Here is a 16,283-nt window from a genome sequence, read left to right on the forward strand (position 1 = left end):
TTCTGTTTCTGCCCGCAGCTTGTTTTTTGAAGGACCCCAATCAAATGTGGGAGCTGGCCTGCCTGCGATAGCGGTCCAACAAACAACGGATGCTTTAAGCCGGAACCGCCTTGGCCTTCGGCCCACGATCCCAGACCCGACGCTGGGCAATCGCCGCAAAACTTGCACCGTCCCTTTTTATGACCTTTGATCGCGTTATCGCCAAATCGCTGGTTGAATGCGAAATAAATGCTAAGAACCTCTATACGGACAGGCTAAAATGCGCGCCCGGCTAACCGCTGATCCCTTTTCAATGCGCCCCACAAGGTTCGCTACGTGATCGAGTTTCATAACGTCCATAAAACCTACCGGGTCGCCGGTAAGGATATCCCCGCACTGCACCCCACCAGCCTGCGCGTCGAAAACGGCCAGGTGTTCGGTCTGATTGGCCACTCCGGTGCGGGAAAAAGTACCCTGCTGCGCCTGATCAACCGCCTGGAGCAACCCAGCGGTGGCCAGATCAAGGTAGATGACGAAGAAGTCACCGCTCTGGATGCCAACGGCCTGCGGCGTTTCCGACAACAGGTCGGGATGATCTTCCAGCACTTCAACCTGCTGGCGTCCAAGACCGTCGCCGACAACGTGGCGCTGCCACTGACCCTGGCGGGCGAGTTATCGCGCCGCGAGATTGACCAGCGTGTGGCTGAACTGCTGGAGCGGGTCGGCCTGTCGGACCACGCCAAGAAGTACCCGGCGCAGTTGTCTGGCGGCCAGAAGCAGCGCGTCGGCATCGCCCGCGCCCTGGCCACCAAGCCGAAAATCCTGCTGTGCGATGAAGCCACCAGCGCCCTCGACCCGCAGACCACCGCCTCGGTCCTGCAACTGTTGGCCGAGATCAACCGCGAGCTGAAACTGACCATCGTGCTGATCACCCATGAAATGGACGTGATCCGCCGGGTCTGCGACCAGGTGGCCGTGATGGACGCCGGCGTGATCGTCGAGCAAGGCTCGGTGGCCGATGTATTCCTGCACCCCAAGCACCCGACTACCAAGCGCTTCGTACAAGAAGCCGATCAGGTCGACGAAAGCGAGCAGCGCGATGACTTCGCCCACGTTCCGGGTCGCATCGTGCGCCTGACGTTCCAGGGCGAAGCGACCTACGCACCGTTGCTGGGTACCGTCGCACGTGAAACGGGCGTGGACTACAGCATCCTCGCCGGTCGTATCGACCGCATCAAAGACATCCCCTACGGGCAACTGACCCTCGCCGTCACCGGCGGCGACATGGAGGCGGCGTTCGCCCGCTTCACCGCGGCAGACGTCCACATGGAGGTGCTGCGCTAATGGAGACCCTGTTGAGTTTTTTCGCCAACATCGACTGGTATGAAATCTGGCTCGCCACCGGCGACACCATGCTCATGCTCTTCGGTTCGCTGCTGTTCACCGTGTTGCTGGGCCTGCCGCTGGGCGTGTTGCTGTTCCTGTGCAGCCCGCGGCAACTGTTCGAACAGAAAGGCCTGTACGCCCTGCTATCGTTGATCGTGAACATCCTGCGCTCGCTGCCGTTCATCATTTTGCTGATCGTGATGATTCCGTTCACGGTACTGATCACCGGCACCTCCCTTGGCGTTGCGGGGGCAATTCCGCCGCTGGTGGTCGGCGCCACACCGTTCTTTGCACGCCTGGTGGAGACCGCCCTGCGCGAAGTGGATCGCGGCATTATCGAGGCGACCCAGGCCATGGGCGCCAGTACTCGCCAGATCATCACCAATGCACTGCTGCCCGAGGCTCGTCCCGGCATTTTCGCAGCGATTACGGTGACGGCAATTACACTGGTGTCCTACACGGCCATGGCCGGTGTGGTGGGTGCCGGCGGCCTCGGTGACCTGGCTATCCGCTTTGGTTATCAACGCTTCCAGACCGATGTGATGGTGGTCACCGTGGTGTTGCTGCTGATCCTGGTGCAAATTCTGCAAACCGTTGGCGATAAGCTGGTGGTGCACTTTTCTCGAAAATAACGGCCGTTGCCGGCGCGAAGCCGGCCAATGCCCGAACAAGGAGCTTGCTGGATGAAAAAACTACTGGTTGCTTTCGCCGCCGTTGCCGCGTTTTCCGCCCACGCCGCCGAGACCCTGACGGTCGCCGCTTCGCCGGTACCGCATGCGGAAATCCTCGAGTTCGTGAAACCGGCACTGGCCAAGGAAGGGGTTGATCTGAAGGTGAAGGTCTTCACCGACTACGTTCAGCCGAACGTACAGGTGGCCGAAAAGCGCCTGGACGCCAACTTCTTCCAGCACCAGCCGTACCTGGATGAATTCAACAAGGCCAAAGGTACAAAGCTGGTGAGTGTTGCCGGTGTACACCTGGAGCCTCTGGGCGCCTACTCCAGCAAGTACAAGAAGCTCGCCGACCTGCCTGATGGCGCCAACGTGGTGATCCCGAACGACGCCACCAACGGCGGCCGCGCGCTGTTGCTGTTGGCCAACAACGGCCTGATCACCCTGAAGGACCCGACCAACATCCTCTCGACGATCAAGGACATCACCGGTAACCCGAAGGGTCTGAAGTTCCGCGAACTGGAAGCCGCCACCCTGCCGCGCGTGCTGACCCAGGTTGATCTGGCGCTGATCAACACCAACTACGCGCTGGAAGCCAAACTGGACCCTTCCAAAGACGCTCTGGTCATCGAAGGCAAAGACTCGCCTTACGTGAACATCCTGGTGACCCGTGAGGACAACAAGGATTCCGACGCCGTGAAGAAGCTGGTTGCAGCCCTGCACACTCCGGAAGTGAAAGCGTTCATTCTTGAGAAGTACAAAGGCGCAATCTTGCCGGCGTTCTGATCCAACCTGAAAAACCCCGATCTCCAGAAAACTGGAGATCGACTGTGGGAGCTGGCTTGCCTGCGATGCAGACGCCGCGGTGCTGAAGATGCACCGCAGTGATGCCATCGCAGGCAAGCCAGCTCCCACATTTTTTTGCGCAGCCCCATCGGGTAACGCCAGGGTTATTTACGCTGCAACAACCCTGGCAACTGTGCCACCAACTTCTGGTTGTTCAACGGCGCGCGGATAAACCCACGCTGAGTACCATCCGGCCCGATCAACGCCAGGTTGCCACTGTGGTCGACGGTGTAGTTCGGCTTGCTGGTATCCGCCGGAATGAACGGAATGCTCACGGCATTGGAGACTTTCTGCACGTCATCCACCGAAGCGCCGGTCAGGCCTTCAAATTGCGGATCGAAGTAACCCAGGTACTGCTTGAGCTGCGCCGGGTTATCGCGATTGGGGTCAACGCTGACCAGGATGACTTGCAGCTTGTCCACCACCTCCTTGGGCAACTCGCTCTTGATCTGCCGCAGTTGCGCGAGGGTGGTCGGGCAGATGTCCGGGCAGAAGGTGTAGCCGAAGAACAGCATGCTCCATTTGCCCTTCAACTCATTGACCACCACCGGCTGGCCATCCTGATTGGTCATGGTCACAGGCGGCAGTTGCCGGCTTTGCGGCAGCAGGATAATCCCCGCGTCGATCAACGCCGTCGGATCGCCCTGGCCCTTGCCGGACAGCACTTTGTTGACAGTCAGGCCCATGATCAACGCGACCACGGCCACCAGAATAAAGACAGTTTTTTGAGTTCGAGTCATAGGTTCAACAATAGGTAGTGGTCTACGAGCAGGGCGATAAACAGTAAAAACAGGTACCAGATAGAGTACTTGAAGGTGTTGATCGCCGCGTGCGGCCGACTGCCACGGTACAGCACCCAGGCCCATTGCAGAAAGCGCCCGCCCAGAACCAATGCACATCCCAGGTACAACAGGCCACTCATGTGGATGACATAGGGCATCAGGCTGACCGCCAACAGGGCAAAGGTGTACAGCAAGATATGCACCTTGGTGTAGTGCTCGCCGTGAGTCACCGGCAGCATCGGGATATCGGCCTTGGCATATTCCTCTTTGCGATGAATGGCCAGGGCCCAGAAGTGTGGCGGGGTCCAGGCGAAGATGATCAGCACCAGCAGCAAGGGCTCGGCACTGACGTGACCGGTAACCGCCACCCAACCGAGCAAGGGGGGAGCGGCGCCAGCAAGGCCGCCAATGACGATATTCTGCGGTGTGGCACGCTTGAGGAAGCCGGTGTAGATCACCGCGTAGCCCAGCAGCGAGGCCAGGGTCAGCCAGGCCGCCAGCGGATTGGTAAACGCCAGCAGCAAGGCCAGCCCGGCCACGGCCAGCGTCAGGGCGAAGGTCAGGGCAGCGGCCGGCGAAACACGACCTTGCGCCAGCGGACGTTTGTGGGTGCGAGCCATCACCGCATCGATGCGCCGGTCCACCACATGATTCACCGCCGCCGCGCCACCGGCACACAGGGCAATCCCCAGGTTGCCAAAAATCAACACCGCCCAAGGCACGCCAGCGCGGGTCGCAAGGAACATGCCTACCAGCGAGGTGATGAGCATCAGCACCACCACTTTGGGCTTGGTCAGCTCCAGGTAGTCACGCCAGATCGCTTGGCTGTGAGCCGCGCCGATCAAGGTCGCCATGGCATCTCTCCTTTTATCGTTATGAGGCCCGACACCTGCCTGCGAGGGCTGAAGCGCCAGCCCAGCGGCAAGTGATGGCGAACCCGGACCAGGCTGGTTCGGGCGTGGTAATTGATCAGCACCAGGGTGAGCAATAGCGCTGCGCCACCGGCGTTATGAGCGACCGCTACAGGCAGCGGAAGATGGAAATACACGTTGCTCAGGCCCAGGCTGATTTGCGCCGCGAGGGCGATCAGCAGGAGGCCAGCCAAACGTGTCATACCGACGACCTTGAGCTGCCAGGCCAACCCCAACAGCACGACAGTCACGGCCAAAGCGCCAATCCGGTGGGTGAGATGAATCGCAGTACGCGCATCACTGTCGAGTTGGCCGCCCAAATAGTTGGGACCGATATGCTGGGTCAGGTGAAACCCATTGGCGAAATCCGCCGCCGGCCACCACTGGCCGTGACAAGTCGGCAAGTCGATACAGGCCACCGCCGCATAGTTGGAGCTGACCCAGCCGCCCAGGGCAATCTGACCAATCACCACCACCAGCCCGGCCGTCGCCCAATACTGCAAACGCTTGGGCACGATCAGCGCCGGCAACACGCCGGATAATCGCAAGGTCAGCAGAAACAATAGGCTCAAGGTCGCAAACCCACCGAGCAAATGCCCGGTTACCACCTGAGGCCAGAGCTTGAGCGTCACCGTCCACATGCCAAACGCGGCCTGGGCAAACACCACGGCCAACAAAAACAAAGGCAACTTCAGCGGCTGGCCCGGGTGATGCCGATGGGTCCAGGCGCGCGCAGCCAACAGTACGATCAACAGGCCGAGGGTACCGGCAAAGTAGCGGTGGACCATCTCGCTCCAGCCCTTGTCAGCCTCCACCGGCGTGTCCGGGAAGTGCAGTTCGGCATGGGCCAACTGGGCTTCGCTTTGCGGCACACTGATGAAGCCATAGCAGCCCGGCCAATCCGGGCAACCGAGGCCTGCGTGAGTCAGCCGGGTATAGGCCCCAAGCAGCACCACAATCAGCGCCAGCAAGGTGGCAAACAGCGCGAGGCGAAATCCAAGTTTGGCCATGACGATGCCCTTATCCGATATTTGACAGTTTCAGCAGCAGGCGCAGGTCGTTCAGCAAATCCTTGCCCTTGACCTGAGCGTCATAGCGCAGCACCAGATTGCCGTGTGGGTCGACGATCCACAGCTGTGCATCACCACTACCCTGGGCTGCGGCGTCTTTGTTGAAGGTCGACAGGTCCAGGGAGTAACGCTGCAATTGCGGGTATTCGGCCTTGAGCTTGGCGTCATAGTCGGTGCCGACCGGTTGCGCACTGGCCAAGGCATGGCTGGCGCGGGACGCATCACGGCCCAGGCCAATCTGTAGCTGGCGCGCCAGGTACACCAGTTGTCGGCAATCGGCAGCGCAGGCCGCAGGCGCAGTGACCAGCAACTGCCAGCGATCCTCTTCAGCCTGCACGCCGATATCGGCGCGGGTCTGGCCATTGCCGATCATCTCGCCGTGGTAACTGCGGCTTTCCGGCACCCAGAACTGCAGCTTGTACATGAAGGTGGCCAACACCATCGGACCGATCACCATCAGCAGGATCAGGATCAGTTGCCAGCGCCCCTTGCGCCGGTCGGGCGCTGCAGGCGCGTCAGACATGTTGAGTGGATTCATGGCCGCTCCCATCGTGCTTCTCCTTTGCGTTGTGCCATCCGAGGTAGAGGTAAAGACCGAACAGGGCTAGCGCCATGGCGAACCACTGCACGGCATATCCGAGGTGTTTTTCCGGCCCCATGGCCACCACCGGCCAATTGGTTTCGTAGGTGCCGGGACCGGCTTCGGCTCGCAGCTCGTAGCCAAACCCGCTGCGCGCAAGCTCCGTCCACAGCGTGTCGGGGTGCAGTGCTGTCAGCAGGCGTGGCCATGGCGCGCCAGCCGGGTCGGCATGCAATTGGAACGTGGCGCCGGGCGCTACGTAGACCCAGGCGTCGATATTGAGCAGCTGTTCCGGGGTGGTGAACACCGGCGGCGAGCGTCGGTCAGGCCAAGGCAGCCAGCCACGATTGAGCAGCAGCCATAAACCGCTGGCCTGATCATGAAAGGGTTGCAGCAACTCAACGCCAACCTTGCCGTCGCGAAAGCGGTTATCCAGCAGCACGCTATGCTCGGCATCCAACTGCCCACGCAGGTGCACTCGGCGAAAGGCGGGATCGGCCGTAGTACGCAATTGCTCGCTGCTCATGGGCTCGGCAGCGCGACGCTCGGCGTAGCTGTCCAGCAGCGCTTGTTTTTCCTGGCCACGGGACAACTGCCAAAAACCGAGAAACACCAGCAGCGGTAGCAGCACCAGAACCACCAGTGTCGGCGCAATCCCGGGACGAAAGCGTTTCATGGCGCGACCGTAGAGGTCGGTGCTGCGCTGGCTATACTGAATCTCATTGCTCGCCCCTCCAAAAAAAAGAGCCCCGGAGCCAAACCATGCTCAAAGCAGCCATTGCCCTGATGCTGATCGCTACCGTTGTGAGCCTGTTCAGTGGCTTGTTTTTCCTGGTCAAGGACGAGGGCAACTCCAACCGCCTCGTCACTGCCTTGACCGTGCGCGTCGTACTGGCCGTGATCACCGTGGCGTTGATCGCCTGGGGTTTCTTTAGCGGCCAGTTGGTCTCTCATGCGCCGTGGTAAGGCGCCTCACAGTACGTAAACGAAGAAAAACAGCCCGATCCACACCACGTCCACAAAGTGCCAATACCAGCTGGCCGCCTCGAATCCGAACTGGTGCTCGGCATTGAAATGCCCCTTCAGGATGCGCATCAGCATCACGAACAGAATGATGGTGCCGATGGTCACGTGGGCGCCGTGAAAGCCCGTGAGCATGAAGAAGGTCGCGCCGTACACGCCCGAACCCAGGGTCAGGCCCAGCTCCTTGTAGGCGTGGATGTATTCCTCGGCCTGGAAGCCAAGGAATGCCCAGCCCAACAACACGGTGATCGCCAGCCAGATCTTCAGCGCACCGCGATGGCCTTTGCGCAAAGCATGGTGGGCGATGGTGATAGTCACGCTGGAGCTGACCAGCAAAATGGTGTTGATCAGCGGCAAGCCCCACGGGCTGATGGTGCCTTTGGGCGCCGGAAACAGTTTCGGATCAGGGTTATTGAGCAACGGCCAGGTGAATTCGAAATTCGGCCAGAGCATGTGCGCCACGCCTTTATGACCTTCCCCTCCCAGCCACGGGCCGGACAAATGACGCACATAAAACAGCGCCCCGAAGAACGCGATAAAGAACATCACCTCGGAAAAAATGAACCAGCTCATACCCCAGCGAAAGGAGCGGTCCATCTGCGAGCTGTACAAGCCGGCGCGACTCTCTTTGATCACCGCGCCGAACCAGCCAAACATCATGTAGGCCAACAGCAAGCCGCCAACGAAAAAGATCAGCGGGCCGTGGGATTCCGGGCGCGCAGCCTTCAGATCATTGAACCAAGTGCCCAACCCGAACACCGTGATCAGCATGCCCAAGGTGGCAATTATTGGCCATTTGCTTTGCGCCGGTACGTAGTACGTATCATGAGTTGACATGTATTCGTTCTCCTAATCGAGCCCGCAGGCACGCCTAGCCGCCGGTATGGACAGCCACGGGCGGTTGGCGCGCGGTGATATCGAACAGCGTGTACGCCAGGGTCAAATGCTTCACATCCTTGGGCATGTCGCGGTCGACAATGAAGCGCACGGGCATCTCGATACGCTGACCTGGCTGCAGCACTTGCTGGGTGAAGCAAAAACATTCGGTCTTGTGGAAGTACATCGCCGCCTCTGCGGGCGAAATGCTCGGGATCGCCTGGGCCGTCATTGGCTTGTCGGTGGGGTTGTAGGCCACGAACAACATCTCGTTGACCGCACCCGGGTTGACCACGATTTCGTCGGCCTTGGAGTGGAACTCCCAGACCATGTCGATGGCATTGGTGGAGAGAAACTGCACCCTGACCTGCCGTGATGGGTCGACGATCTGCTCACCTTCGTACTGCCCGGCTGTCTTGCCGTTGATGCCGAACGCCTTGCACATCACGTCGTAGATCGGCACCAGGGCAAAGCCGAAGGCGAACATCGCCATCACCAGAATCAGCAGGCGGGTGACCAGGCGCTTGATAGGCACTGACTCAGACATGGTCACCTCCTTGCCCTTGCTTGTGTGGGAGCTGGCTTGCCTGCGATTCAGGCACTGCGGTGTGCCATGTGCATCGGGGTGATGCTGTCGCAGGCAAGCCAGCTCCCACATAAAGCCTGTTCATTTGACCTCCGGCGGGGTGGTGAAGGTGTGATACGGCGCCGGCGAAGGAATGCTCCACTCAAGCCCTTCGGCACCATCCCAGGGCTTGGCCGGCGCGGGTTTGCCGCCACGGATGCACTTGATGACGATGAACAGGAAGAAGATCTGCGTCGCACCAAAGGTGAAAGCACCAATGGACGAGACCATGTTGAAGTCGGCGAACTGCAGGTTGTAGTCCGGCACCCGGCGCGGCATGCCCGCCAGCCCGACGAAGTGCATCGGGAAGAACGCCATGTTCATCCCCACGAACGACAGCCAGAAATGCAGCTTGCCCAGGGTTTCGTCGTACATGTGACCGGTCCATTTCGGCAGCCAGTAGTAGGCCGAGGCGAAGATCCCGAAGATCGCGCCAGGCACCAGTACGTAATGGAAGTGCGCCACCACAAAGTAGGTGTCGTGGTACTGGAAGTCCGCCGGGGCAATCGCCAGCATCAGCCCGGAGAAGCCGCCAATGGTGAACAGGATCACGAAGGCCACGGCAAACAGCATCGGCGTCTCGAAGGTCAGCGAGCCTTGCCACATGGTGCTGACCCAGTTGAACACCTTCACCCCGGTGGGCACCGCGATCAGCAGCGTGGCGTACATGAAGAACAGCTCGCCCACCAGCGGAATGCCCACCACGAACATGTGGTGCGCCCACACGATAAACGACAGGAAGGCGATGCTCGCCGTGGCGTAGACCATCGAGGTGTAACCGAACAACGGCTTGCGCGAGAAGGTCGGGATGATCGAGCTGACGGCACCGAAGGCCGGCAGGATCATGATGTACACCTCGGGGTGGCCGAAGAACCAGAACACATGCTGGAACAACACCGGGTCACCGCCGCCGGCAGCACTGAAGAAGCTGGTGCCGAAATGGATATCCATCAGCATCATCGTCACGCAACCTGCCAACACCGGCATCACCGCGATCAGCAGGAATGCCGTGATCAGCCAGGTCCAGACGAACAATGGCATCTTCATCAGGGTCATGCCGGGTGCGCGCAGGTTGAGGATGGTGGCGATCACGTTGATCGCGCCCATGATCGAACTGATACCCATCAAGTGGATGGCGAAGATGAAGAAAGTCACGCTTTCCGGCGCATAGGTGGTGGAAAGCGGGGCGTAGAAGGTCCAGCCGAAGTTCGGCCCGCCGCCCGGCATGAACAGGGTCGAGACCAGCAGCAAGAACGCGGCCGGCAACAGCCAGAAGCTGAAGTTGTTCATCCGTGGCAGGGCCATGTCCGGCGCGCCGATCATCAATGGGATCATCCAGTTGGCGAGACCGACAAACGCCGGCATCACCGCACCGAAGACCATCACCAGGCCGTGCATGGTGGTCATCTGGTTGAAGAACGCCGGCTCCACGATCTGCAAGCCCGGCTGGAACAGCTCGGCCCGGATCACCATGGCGAACGAGCCGCCAAGCAGGAACATGGCGAAGCTGAACCACAGGTACATGGTCCCGATGTCTTTGTGGTTGGTGGTCAGCACCCAGCGCATCAGGCCTTTGGCGGGGCCGTGAGCGTGGTCACCGGCATGACCGTGGTCATCGATCACAGCGCTCATGGCCTTTCTCCTGCAAACGAGTGAGCGGGACGGTTCAGGGAATACGCAATGAATGAGGTCATTTGCTTTCCCCCTGTTTCAGAGCCAGCACGTCTTTGGGGGTGACCATGTCGCCCTTGTTGTTGCCCCACGCGTTGCGTTCGTAGGTCACGACCGCCGCGATATCAACTTCCGAGAGCTGCTTGCCGAAAGCGGCCATGGCGGTGCCGGGCTTGCCGAAGTACACGCGATGCAGGTGATCCTCTTTGGCGCCGGTGGCAATCGGCGAGCCCTTGAGCGCCGGGAACATCGGCGGTAGGCCCTGGCCTTCGGCCTGGTGACAGGCCACGCAGGTGGTGTGGTAGACCTTGTCGCCACGGGCCACCAACTCTTCAAGGGTCCATTCCTTGGAGGTCAGCTCTTTGAGTTGAACGGCTTCGGCTTTGCGCTCGCCGAGCCACGTTTCGTAGTCGGCCTTGGACTTGACGTCGACCACAATGGGCATGAAGCCGTGGTCCTTGCCGCACAGCTCGGCACACTGGCCACGGTAGATGCCGGGCTTCTCGATCCGTGTCCAAGCCTCGTTGACGAAACCGGGGATGGCGTCGCGCTTGACCGCAAAGGCCGGCACCCACCACGAATGGATCACGTCGGCGGCGGTCACCAGAAAGCGCACTTTGGCACCCACCGGCAGCACCAGCGGCTGGTCAACCTCCAGCAGATAATGCTCGCCTTTGACGGCCTGGTTATGAATCTGCTCGGCAGGAGTGGCCAGGTTGCTGAAGAACTCGACGTCCTGGCCCAGGTACTTGTAATGCCACTTCCACTGATAGCCGGTGACCTGGATGTCGATATCCGACTCACTGCTGTCGTAGATGTTGATCAGGGTCTTGGTGGCTGGAATAGCCATCGCCACCAGGATCAGCAAGGGCACCACCGTCCAGAGAATCTCGACCGTGGTGCTCTCGTGGAACTTGGCCGCCACCTGGCCGGTTGAGCGTCGATGAACCATCATCGACCAGAACATCGCGCCAAACACGACGATGCCGATCACCACACAGATCCAGAAAATGGTCATGTGCAGGTCGAACACGGCGTGACTGACTTCGGTGGCCCCTGGCGTCATATTCGTCGTCCAGGCGGCCTGCGCCTGGCTGAATACTGACCACAAGAGTAGGCCCATCCAAACGTGTGGATGTCGCGTCATTGCGGGTTCCCCTTATCGTTCTTGTTATCCCGCCGGTTTGCACCTGCGGCCAAGGGAGCGGCTTCCAAATTGCAAACACACCGCCAAGCCTTGCCTGCTCATGCAGTCTGGCGTCATCAGCTAATTGCGTACAAACCCGAGTATAGACAGCGACCGCCACCCCGCAATGTGAGGGAGCAAATGAACGAAAATGGACGAACGGAGCCGGCAAACCGGCAGACGACGGGGGTTATCCGACGAACGATGGCATTTCGATATAACACCGGCGCATAACCGTGAAATAATTATGCCAAATGCGTCTTAGCCGCTCGTACAAACGAGCTACCTTATCTTCTCCCTTTTCCTACCCCTGTATTCTCGGAGCGTTCATGAACACCGCCGCATTGCGCGAGCAGATTTCCCGTGCCCATCAACACGAAGCCAGCACTGGCCAGCTTGCTCAACAGCTGGAGGTCCAGTTACCCCACCTGCACCCGGCGATTTCCCTGCCCGATGTCGACGCCAAGGGTGTGATGACGCGTTTCGTCACCGCCTATATCGACCAGGTCCCGGAGTTGCTGGATGCAGCCAACGACGTGGCCCGCGAAGCCGGTATTGAAAGCCAGATCAAACCGGTGCTGAAAATCGCCGAGCAGTTCTTCCTTCAACCGTTGGCGATCCTGGCCGGCCATGAAGGCCTGGACGGCCTGCTGGACGAGGCGTACCTGGCTCATCGCCTGGTGGAAGAGGTCAACGATCTGTACATCAAGCATTTCGGCCAGCCGCTGATTCCGCTGGATACCACCGTGGCCAACCTGATTGCCCACCAATTGATCGGTGAAACGTTCGCCAATCAACTGGATGAAGCGGTGCACCATGCGGTGGATGAGATGCTCAATGAAGAGAGCTTCGCCCTCGAGTCTGTCGAAGCCTACCGCGACAAGCTCAAGAGCCCGGACACCGAAGCGGCCTGGAAGCGCTGGCCGTCCCTGTCGCGGCAGTTGGGTGTGGGGTTGGAGCTGGATCAGCCGGCGTAAGTTTACGACTGGCAAAGATTGAATGTGGGAGCCGGGTTTGCCCGGCGCCCACAGGGCTCAACTTATTCAGGCAGCCGCCGACCCTATTCCTGTCGTCGTGCGTACCCTCCCTTCCAATCGACGCTTCAACCCTCGCGCCTCGATCACCAGCTTCGAACCCTTGGCCGCATTGGCACGCCCCCATTCCTCCAGCAGCTCAAGGCAGGAATGATCGATATAACTCAGGTTATTGAGCGGCACATGCACGGTGGTTCCCGCCGGTATCGTCGATAGCACCTGGGTCAGCGCCGGCACCTTGAGAAAAGTCGCCGCGCCAGTCAGCCGCAATTCCATTTCCCCGTCCTGGGGCAGGTCAATCAGGCTGATCTTCAGCCGTGAAGCCTTCCACGCCAGCTTGACCAGGGTCAACCCGAAACCCACCAACACACCCGTCAGCAGGTCGGTGAAGATGATCGCCAGGGCCGTGGCTGCGTAGGTGAACATCGGCATCCGACCATAGCGGCCCAAGCCACGAAAAGCCTTGATGTCTACCAGTTTGATCCCGGTGTACACCAGCACACCCGCCAGGCTCGCCACCGGAATGCTTTGCAGCACACTGGACAGCAGCAACACAAAGGCCAGCAACCACACACCGTGAAACATCGCCGACAACCGCGTGGTGGCACCCGCCTGGACGTTGGCTGAACTGCGTACGATCACCCCGGTCATGGGCAACGCGCCCACCAGGCCGCAAAGCATATTGCCTACGCCTTGTGCTGACAGTTCCTTATCAAAATCAGAACGCTGACCGTTATGCATGCGATCGACAGCCGCCGCCGAGAGCAGGGTTTCGGCGCTGGCGATAAACGCCACGGCGAAGGCGGCGATCAACAGGCTGGGATCCGCCAGGTTCAGCAGGTCGCTGGGCCGTAGCCAATCGATGGCGTCCGCCAGGTTTTCCGGCACCTCCACACGCTTGACCTGCAACGCCAGTACCAAACTGGTCACCGTTGCCAAACCTACGCCCAGAAGAGCACCTGGCACAAAACGCAGCTTCTGCGGGCGGAATTTATCCCACAGCCACATCACCAGCATCGTCGACAACCCGAGCAAACCGGCCTGCCAACCAAGCCCACCGCCCAAGGCAGGAATAGCCTGCACCAACGCCGCCGGGAAGCCCGCAAGGTTATCCAGGCCCGACGGTTTAGGCACGCCGTCGAGCATCACATGGACTTGTGAAAGAACGATCAGTACTCCGATCCCGGCCAGCATCCCGTACACCACCGCCGGGGCGGTCACACGGAACCAGCAACCCAGGCGCAGACGCCCGGCCACCAGTTGCAGGAACCCCGCCAGCAACAGGATAGGCCCGAGCATGGCCATGCCATGCTGGCGCACCAGCTCGAATACCAACACCGCCAATCCGGCTGCCGGGCCACTGACTTGCAATGGCGAACCCGCCAACCAGCCGACCACCAGGCCACCGATGATCCCGGTGATCAAGCCTTTGGCCGGTGGCATACCGGAAGCGATGGCGATCCCCATGCACAAGGGCAGGGCGACCAGAAACACAACCACGGACGCCAGCAGCTCCCGTGGCAGCACAGCTTTTAGTTGAGCAGCACGCATGATGACTCTCCCGAGGCATTCGCCGGGCGTGGCAAGGCCTGGCTGCACAAATGGCAGCCATCGCGTTACCCGGCAGGGGAATGTTTTAGAAGCGCGCTTTAGGCGTCGCCGAAGGGATCGGTTGAGTACCGTTCAACGGGAGGAACGCCGCTTGATCCGCATCGTAGGCTTTGATTTCACTGGTCTCGATGTCGTAGACCCAGCCATGGATAAACAAATGGCCGTTGGCCATGCGCGAGGCCACCGACGGATGTGTGCGCAGGTGCTGCAACTGTGCAATGACATTTTCTTCGGTCAGCACATGCATGCTTTCGTTTTCGTTGGCGCAATCACAGTTGTCCTGGACCATGGTCTTGGCGACCTCGGCATGCCGCAGCCAGGCTTTGACCGTAGGCATTTTTTCCAGGCTTTGGGGGTTGAGTACCGCGCGCATGGCACCGCAATCGGAATGGCCGCAGATGATGATGTGCTGCACGCCAAGGGCCAGTACCGCGTACTCGATGGCCGTGGAAACACCGCCGTTCATCTGCCCATAGGGCGGCACGACGTTGCCGACATTACGGGTCACGAACAGATCACCCGGGGAGCTTTGGGTAATCAGCTCCGGAACGATGCGCGAATCGGCGCAGGTAATGAACATCGCCCGTGGGCTCTGGGCCGTGGCGAGCTTCTTGAAGAGTTCTTCCTGCTGGGGAAAGATCTCGTGATGGAAATGCAAAAAACCTTCAACAATGTGCTGCAGCGCTGCATCGGCGGACTCCGCCTCGTAAGGGGCTGAAGCCGACGCAGCCAACGGCTGTTTATCCTTGTCACTCATGATTCATCCTCGTGGTTGGAGCAGGGGAGTTTTCCGGTGCGATTCGGCGCCAAACCCGCAGCGCCAACTCATTAGTCACTCGATCAACACCGTACCCGCCGAAACTTAACTCAAACTGAATGAACCGCTCTAGATCGCGGGTTTCAGTGATATCAAAACGCGACTATTCCTACGCGAAAGTTCACTTTCACCTGGCAGTTTACAACAATGCCATCTGCCTGCCCGGAGGACAAAACGCCGTGCAATCCAGATTAAACCCTTCCCGGCGATTGAGCCCCAAACGTTTGATCGCCTTGGCAAAACGTTGCGCCAACAAGTCGGCAAACGGCCCTTCACCACGCATCCGTACGCCGAAGCGACTGTCATAGACTTCGCCGCCTCGCACCTGCCGCACCAGGCTCATCACATGGGCCGCCCGCTGAGGGTAATGGGCCGCCAACCACTCCTCAAACAGCGACGCCACCTCCAGTGGCAGACGCAGCATCATGTAGGCCGCACTTTGCGCCCCGGCAGCATGGGCTTCGGCCAACAGGCTTTCCAGTTCACTGTCATTGATCATCGGGATCATCGGTGAACACAGCACGCCCACCGGAATCCCCGCCTCACGCATCACCCTGATCGCGCGCAACCTGGCCTTGGGCGCCGCCGTGCGCGGCTCAAGGATGCGCTTGAGCTCGTCATCCAGGCTGGTGAGGCTGATCATCACTGCCACCAACCGCTGGCGGGCCAGCTCGGTCAACAGGTCGAGATCCCGCAGAATCAGCGACCCCTTGGTGATGATCGTCACCGGGTGGCGATAGCGCAGCAGCACTTCAAGGGTTTGCCGGGTGATCCTGTATTCGCGCTCGATGGGCTGGTACGGGTCGGTGTTGGACCCCAGGTTGATCGGCGCGCAGGTATAGCCGGGTTTCGACAGTTGCTGTTCCAGCACATCGGCGGCGTTGGTTTTGGCGATCAGCTTGGTTTCGAAATCCAACCCCGGTGAGAGGTCCCAGTACGCGTGACTGGGCCGGGCATAGCAGTAGATACAGCCATGCTCGCAGCCTCGGTATGGATTGATGGACCGATCAAACGGCAAATCTGGCGAGTTGTTGCGGGTAATGATGGTTTTTGCCGTCTCGATGCGGACTTCGGTGCCCTGGGTCTGCGGCACTTCCTGAAACCAGCCATCGTCCTCAGCCACGCTGACGGTAGGCGCAAAGCGATTGTGCAGGTTGGTGGCGGTGCCGCGCCCGCGGGGTGGCAACGGAGTGGACATGAAAACGCCTCTATACT

17 protein-coding genes are annotated in these 16,283 nt (G+C 60.0%); 5 read left to right on the forward strand and 12 right to left on the reverse strand.

Features of this window, described 5'->3' with window-relative positions:
* Positions 1–315 precede the first annotated feature (315 nt).
* The 3 genes from GNF76_RS05900 to GNF76_RS05910 are packed head-to-tail and all read left to right on the forward strand — an operon-like array spanning position 316 to position 2,822.
* Positions 316–1,323, forward strand: a complete 1,008-nt coding sequence (locus GNF76_RS05900) for an ATP-binding cassette domain-containing protein (RefSeq protein ID WP_178123200.1) — start codon at positions 316–318, stop codon at positions 1,321–1,323.
* A complete protein-coding gene (locus GNF76_RS05905; protein ID WP_155582256.1) occupies positions 1,323–1,997 on the forward strand; it encodes a methionine ABC transporter permease in 675 nt (224 codons plus the stop codon). Before GNF76_RS05900 ends, GNF76_RS05905 begins: the two co-directional genes overlap by 1 nt.
* 51 nt (positions 1,998–2,048) lie before the next feature.
* Positions 2,049–2,822, forward strand: a complete 774-nt coding sequence (locus tag GNF76_RS05910; protein ID WP_155582257.1) for a MetQ/NlpA family ABC transporter substrate-binding protein — start codon at positions 2,049–2,051, stop codon at positions 2,820–2,822.
* A gap of 164 nt (positions 2,823–2,986) precedes the next feature.
* Here GNF76_RS05910 and GNF76_RS05915 read toward each other — a convergent pair whose 3' ends face one another.
* Genes GNF76_RS05915 through GNF76_RS05935 form a run of 5 tightly spaced genes read right to left on the reverse strand, consistent with a single transcriptional unit; the run spans position 2,987 to position 6,901 of the window.
* Complete coding sequence (locus GNF76_RS05915; protein WP_155582258.1) at positions 2,987–3,622, reverse strand: SCO family protein; 636 nt, start codon at positions 3,620–3,622, stop codon at positions 2,987–2,989.
* Entirely contained in the window at positions 3,619–4,518 is a 900-nt protein-coding gene (gene cyoE, locus GNF76_RS05920) for a heme o synthase (protein WP_155582259.1), read from the reverse strand. The genes GNF76_RS05915 and cyoE overlap by 4 nt, the downstream gene beginning before the upstream one ends.
* Entirely contained in the window at positions 4,506–5,585 is a 1,080-nt protein-coding gene (locus tag GNF76_RS05925; protein ID WP_155582260.1) for a COX15/CtaA family protein, read from the reverse strand. Before GNF76_RS05925 ends, cyoE begins: the two co-directional genes overlap by 13 nt.
* A gap of 10 nt (positions 5,586–5,595) precedes the next feature.
* Positions 5,596–6,195, reverse strand: a complete 600-nt coding sequence (locus tag GNF76_RS05930) for a hypothetical protein (RefSeq protein WP_155582261.1) — start codon at positions 6,193–6,195, stop codon at positions 5,596–5,598.
* Positions 6,161–6,901 carry an SURF1 family protein gene (locus GNF76_RS05935; RefSeq protein ID WP_155582262.1) on the reverse strand — a complete coding sequence of 247 codons (741 nt, stop codon included), beginning with the start codon at positions 6,899–6,901 and terminating at the stop codon, positions 6,161–6,163. The genes GNF76_RS05930 and GNF76_RS05935 overlap by 35 nt, the downstream gene beginning before the upstream one ends.
* A gap of 86 nt (positions 6,902–6,987) precedes the next feature.
* Between GNF76_RS05935 and GNF76_RS05940 the strand changes: the two genes are divergently transcribed.
* Positions 6,988–7,191, forward strand: coding sequence for a twin transmembrane helix small protein (locus tag GNF76_RS05940; RefSeq protein ID WP_016978774.1), 204 nt, complete (start codon positions 6,988–6,990; stop codon positions 7,189–7,191).
* Positions 7,192–7,197: 6 nt separating this feature from the next.
* On the opposite strand, the gene GNF76_RS05945 is transcribed toward GNF76_RS05940, so the two are convergent.
* The 4 genes from GNF76_RS05945 to coxB form a co-directional block, all read right to left on the reverse strand.
* Positions 7,198–8,085: a cytochrome c oxidase subunit 3 gene (locus tag GNF76_RS05945; protein ID WP_155582263.1), complete on the reverse strand. Its 888-nt coding sequence runs from the start codon at positions 8,083–8,085 to the stop codon at positions 7,198–7,200.
* 34 nt (positions 8,086–8,119) lie between these two features.
* Positions 8,120–8,671, reverse strand: coding sequence for a cytochrome c oxidase assembly protein (locus GNF76_RS05950; protein ID WP_155582264.1), 552 nt, complete (start codon positions 8,669–8,671; stop codon positions 8,120–8,122).
* Between the two features lie 120 nt (positions 8,672–8,791).
* Positions 8,792–10,381 carry a cytochrome c oxidase subunit I gene (gene ctaD / locus GNF76_RS05955; RefSeq protein WP_155582265.1) on the reverse strand — a complete coding sequence of 530 codons (1,590 nt, stop codon included), beginning with the start codon at positions 10,379–10,381 and terminating at the stop codon, positions 8,792–8,794.
* A gap of 58 nt (positions 10,382–10,439) precedes the next feature.
* A complete protein-coding gene (gene coxB, locus GNF76_RS05960; protein WP_155582266.1) occupies positions 10,440–11,567 on the reverse strand; it encodes a cytochrome c oxidase subunit II in 1,128 nt (375 codons plus the stop codon).
* 368 nt (positions 11,568–11,935) lie between these two features.
* Between coxB and GNF76_RS05965 the strand changes: the two genes are divergently transcribed.
* Positions 11,936–12,583, forward strand: a complete 648-nt coding sequence (locus tag GNF76_RS05965; RefSeq protein ID WP_155582267.1) for a hypothetical protein — start codon at positions 11,936–11,938, stop codon at positions 12,581–12,583.
* 66 nt (positions 12,584–12,649) lie between these two features.
* On the opposite strand, the gene GNF76_RS05970 is transcribed toward GNF76_RS05965, so the two are convergent.
* From GNF76_RS05970 to GNF76_RS05980, 3 genes are all read right to left on the reverse strand, one after another.
* Positions 12,650–14,191, reverse strand: coding sequence for a SulP family inorganic anion transporter (locus tag GNF76_RS05970; RefSeq protein WP_155582268.1), 1,542 nt, complete (start codon positions 14,189–14,191; stop codon positions 12,650–12,652).
* A gap of 85 nt (positions 14,192–14,276) precedes the next feature.
* Complete coding sequence (locus tag GNF76_RS05975) at positions 14,277–15,008, reverse strand: carbonic anhydrase (RefSeq protein WP_155582269.1); 732 nt, start codon at positions 15,006–15,008, stop codon at positions 14,277–14,279.
* A gap of 199 nt (positions 15,009–15,207) precedes the next feature.
* Positions 15,208–16,266: a PA0069 family radical SAM protein gene (locus GNF76_RS05980; RefSeq protein ID WP_155582270.1), complete on the reverse strand. Its 1,059-nt coding sequence runs from the start codon at positions 16,264–16,266 to the stop codon at positions 15,208–15,210.
* Positions 16,267–16,283: the final 17 nt, after the last annotated feature.

Source organism: Pseudomonas spelaei (genome assembly GCF_009724245.1).
GTDB classification, from domain to species: Bacteria; Pseudomonadota; Gammaproteobacteria; order Pseudomonadales; family Pseudomonadaceae; genus Aquipseudomonas; species Aquipseudomonas spelaei.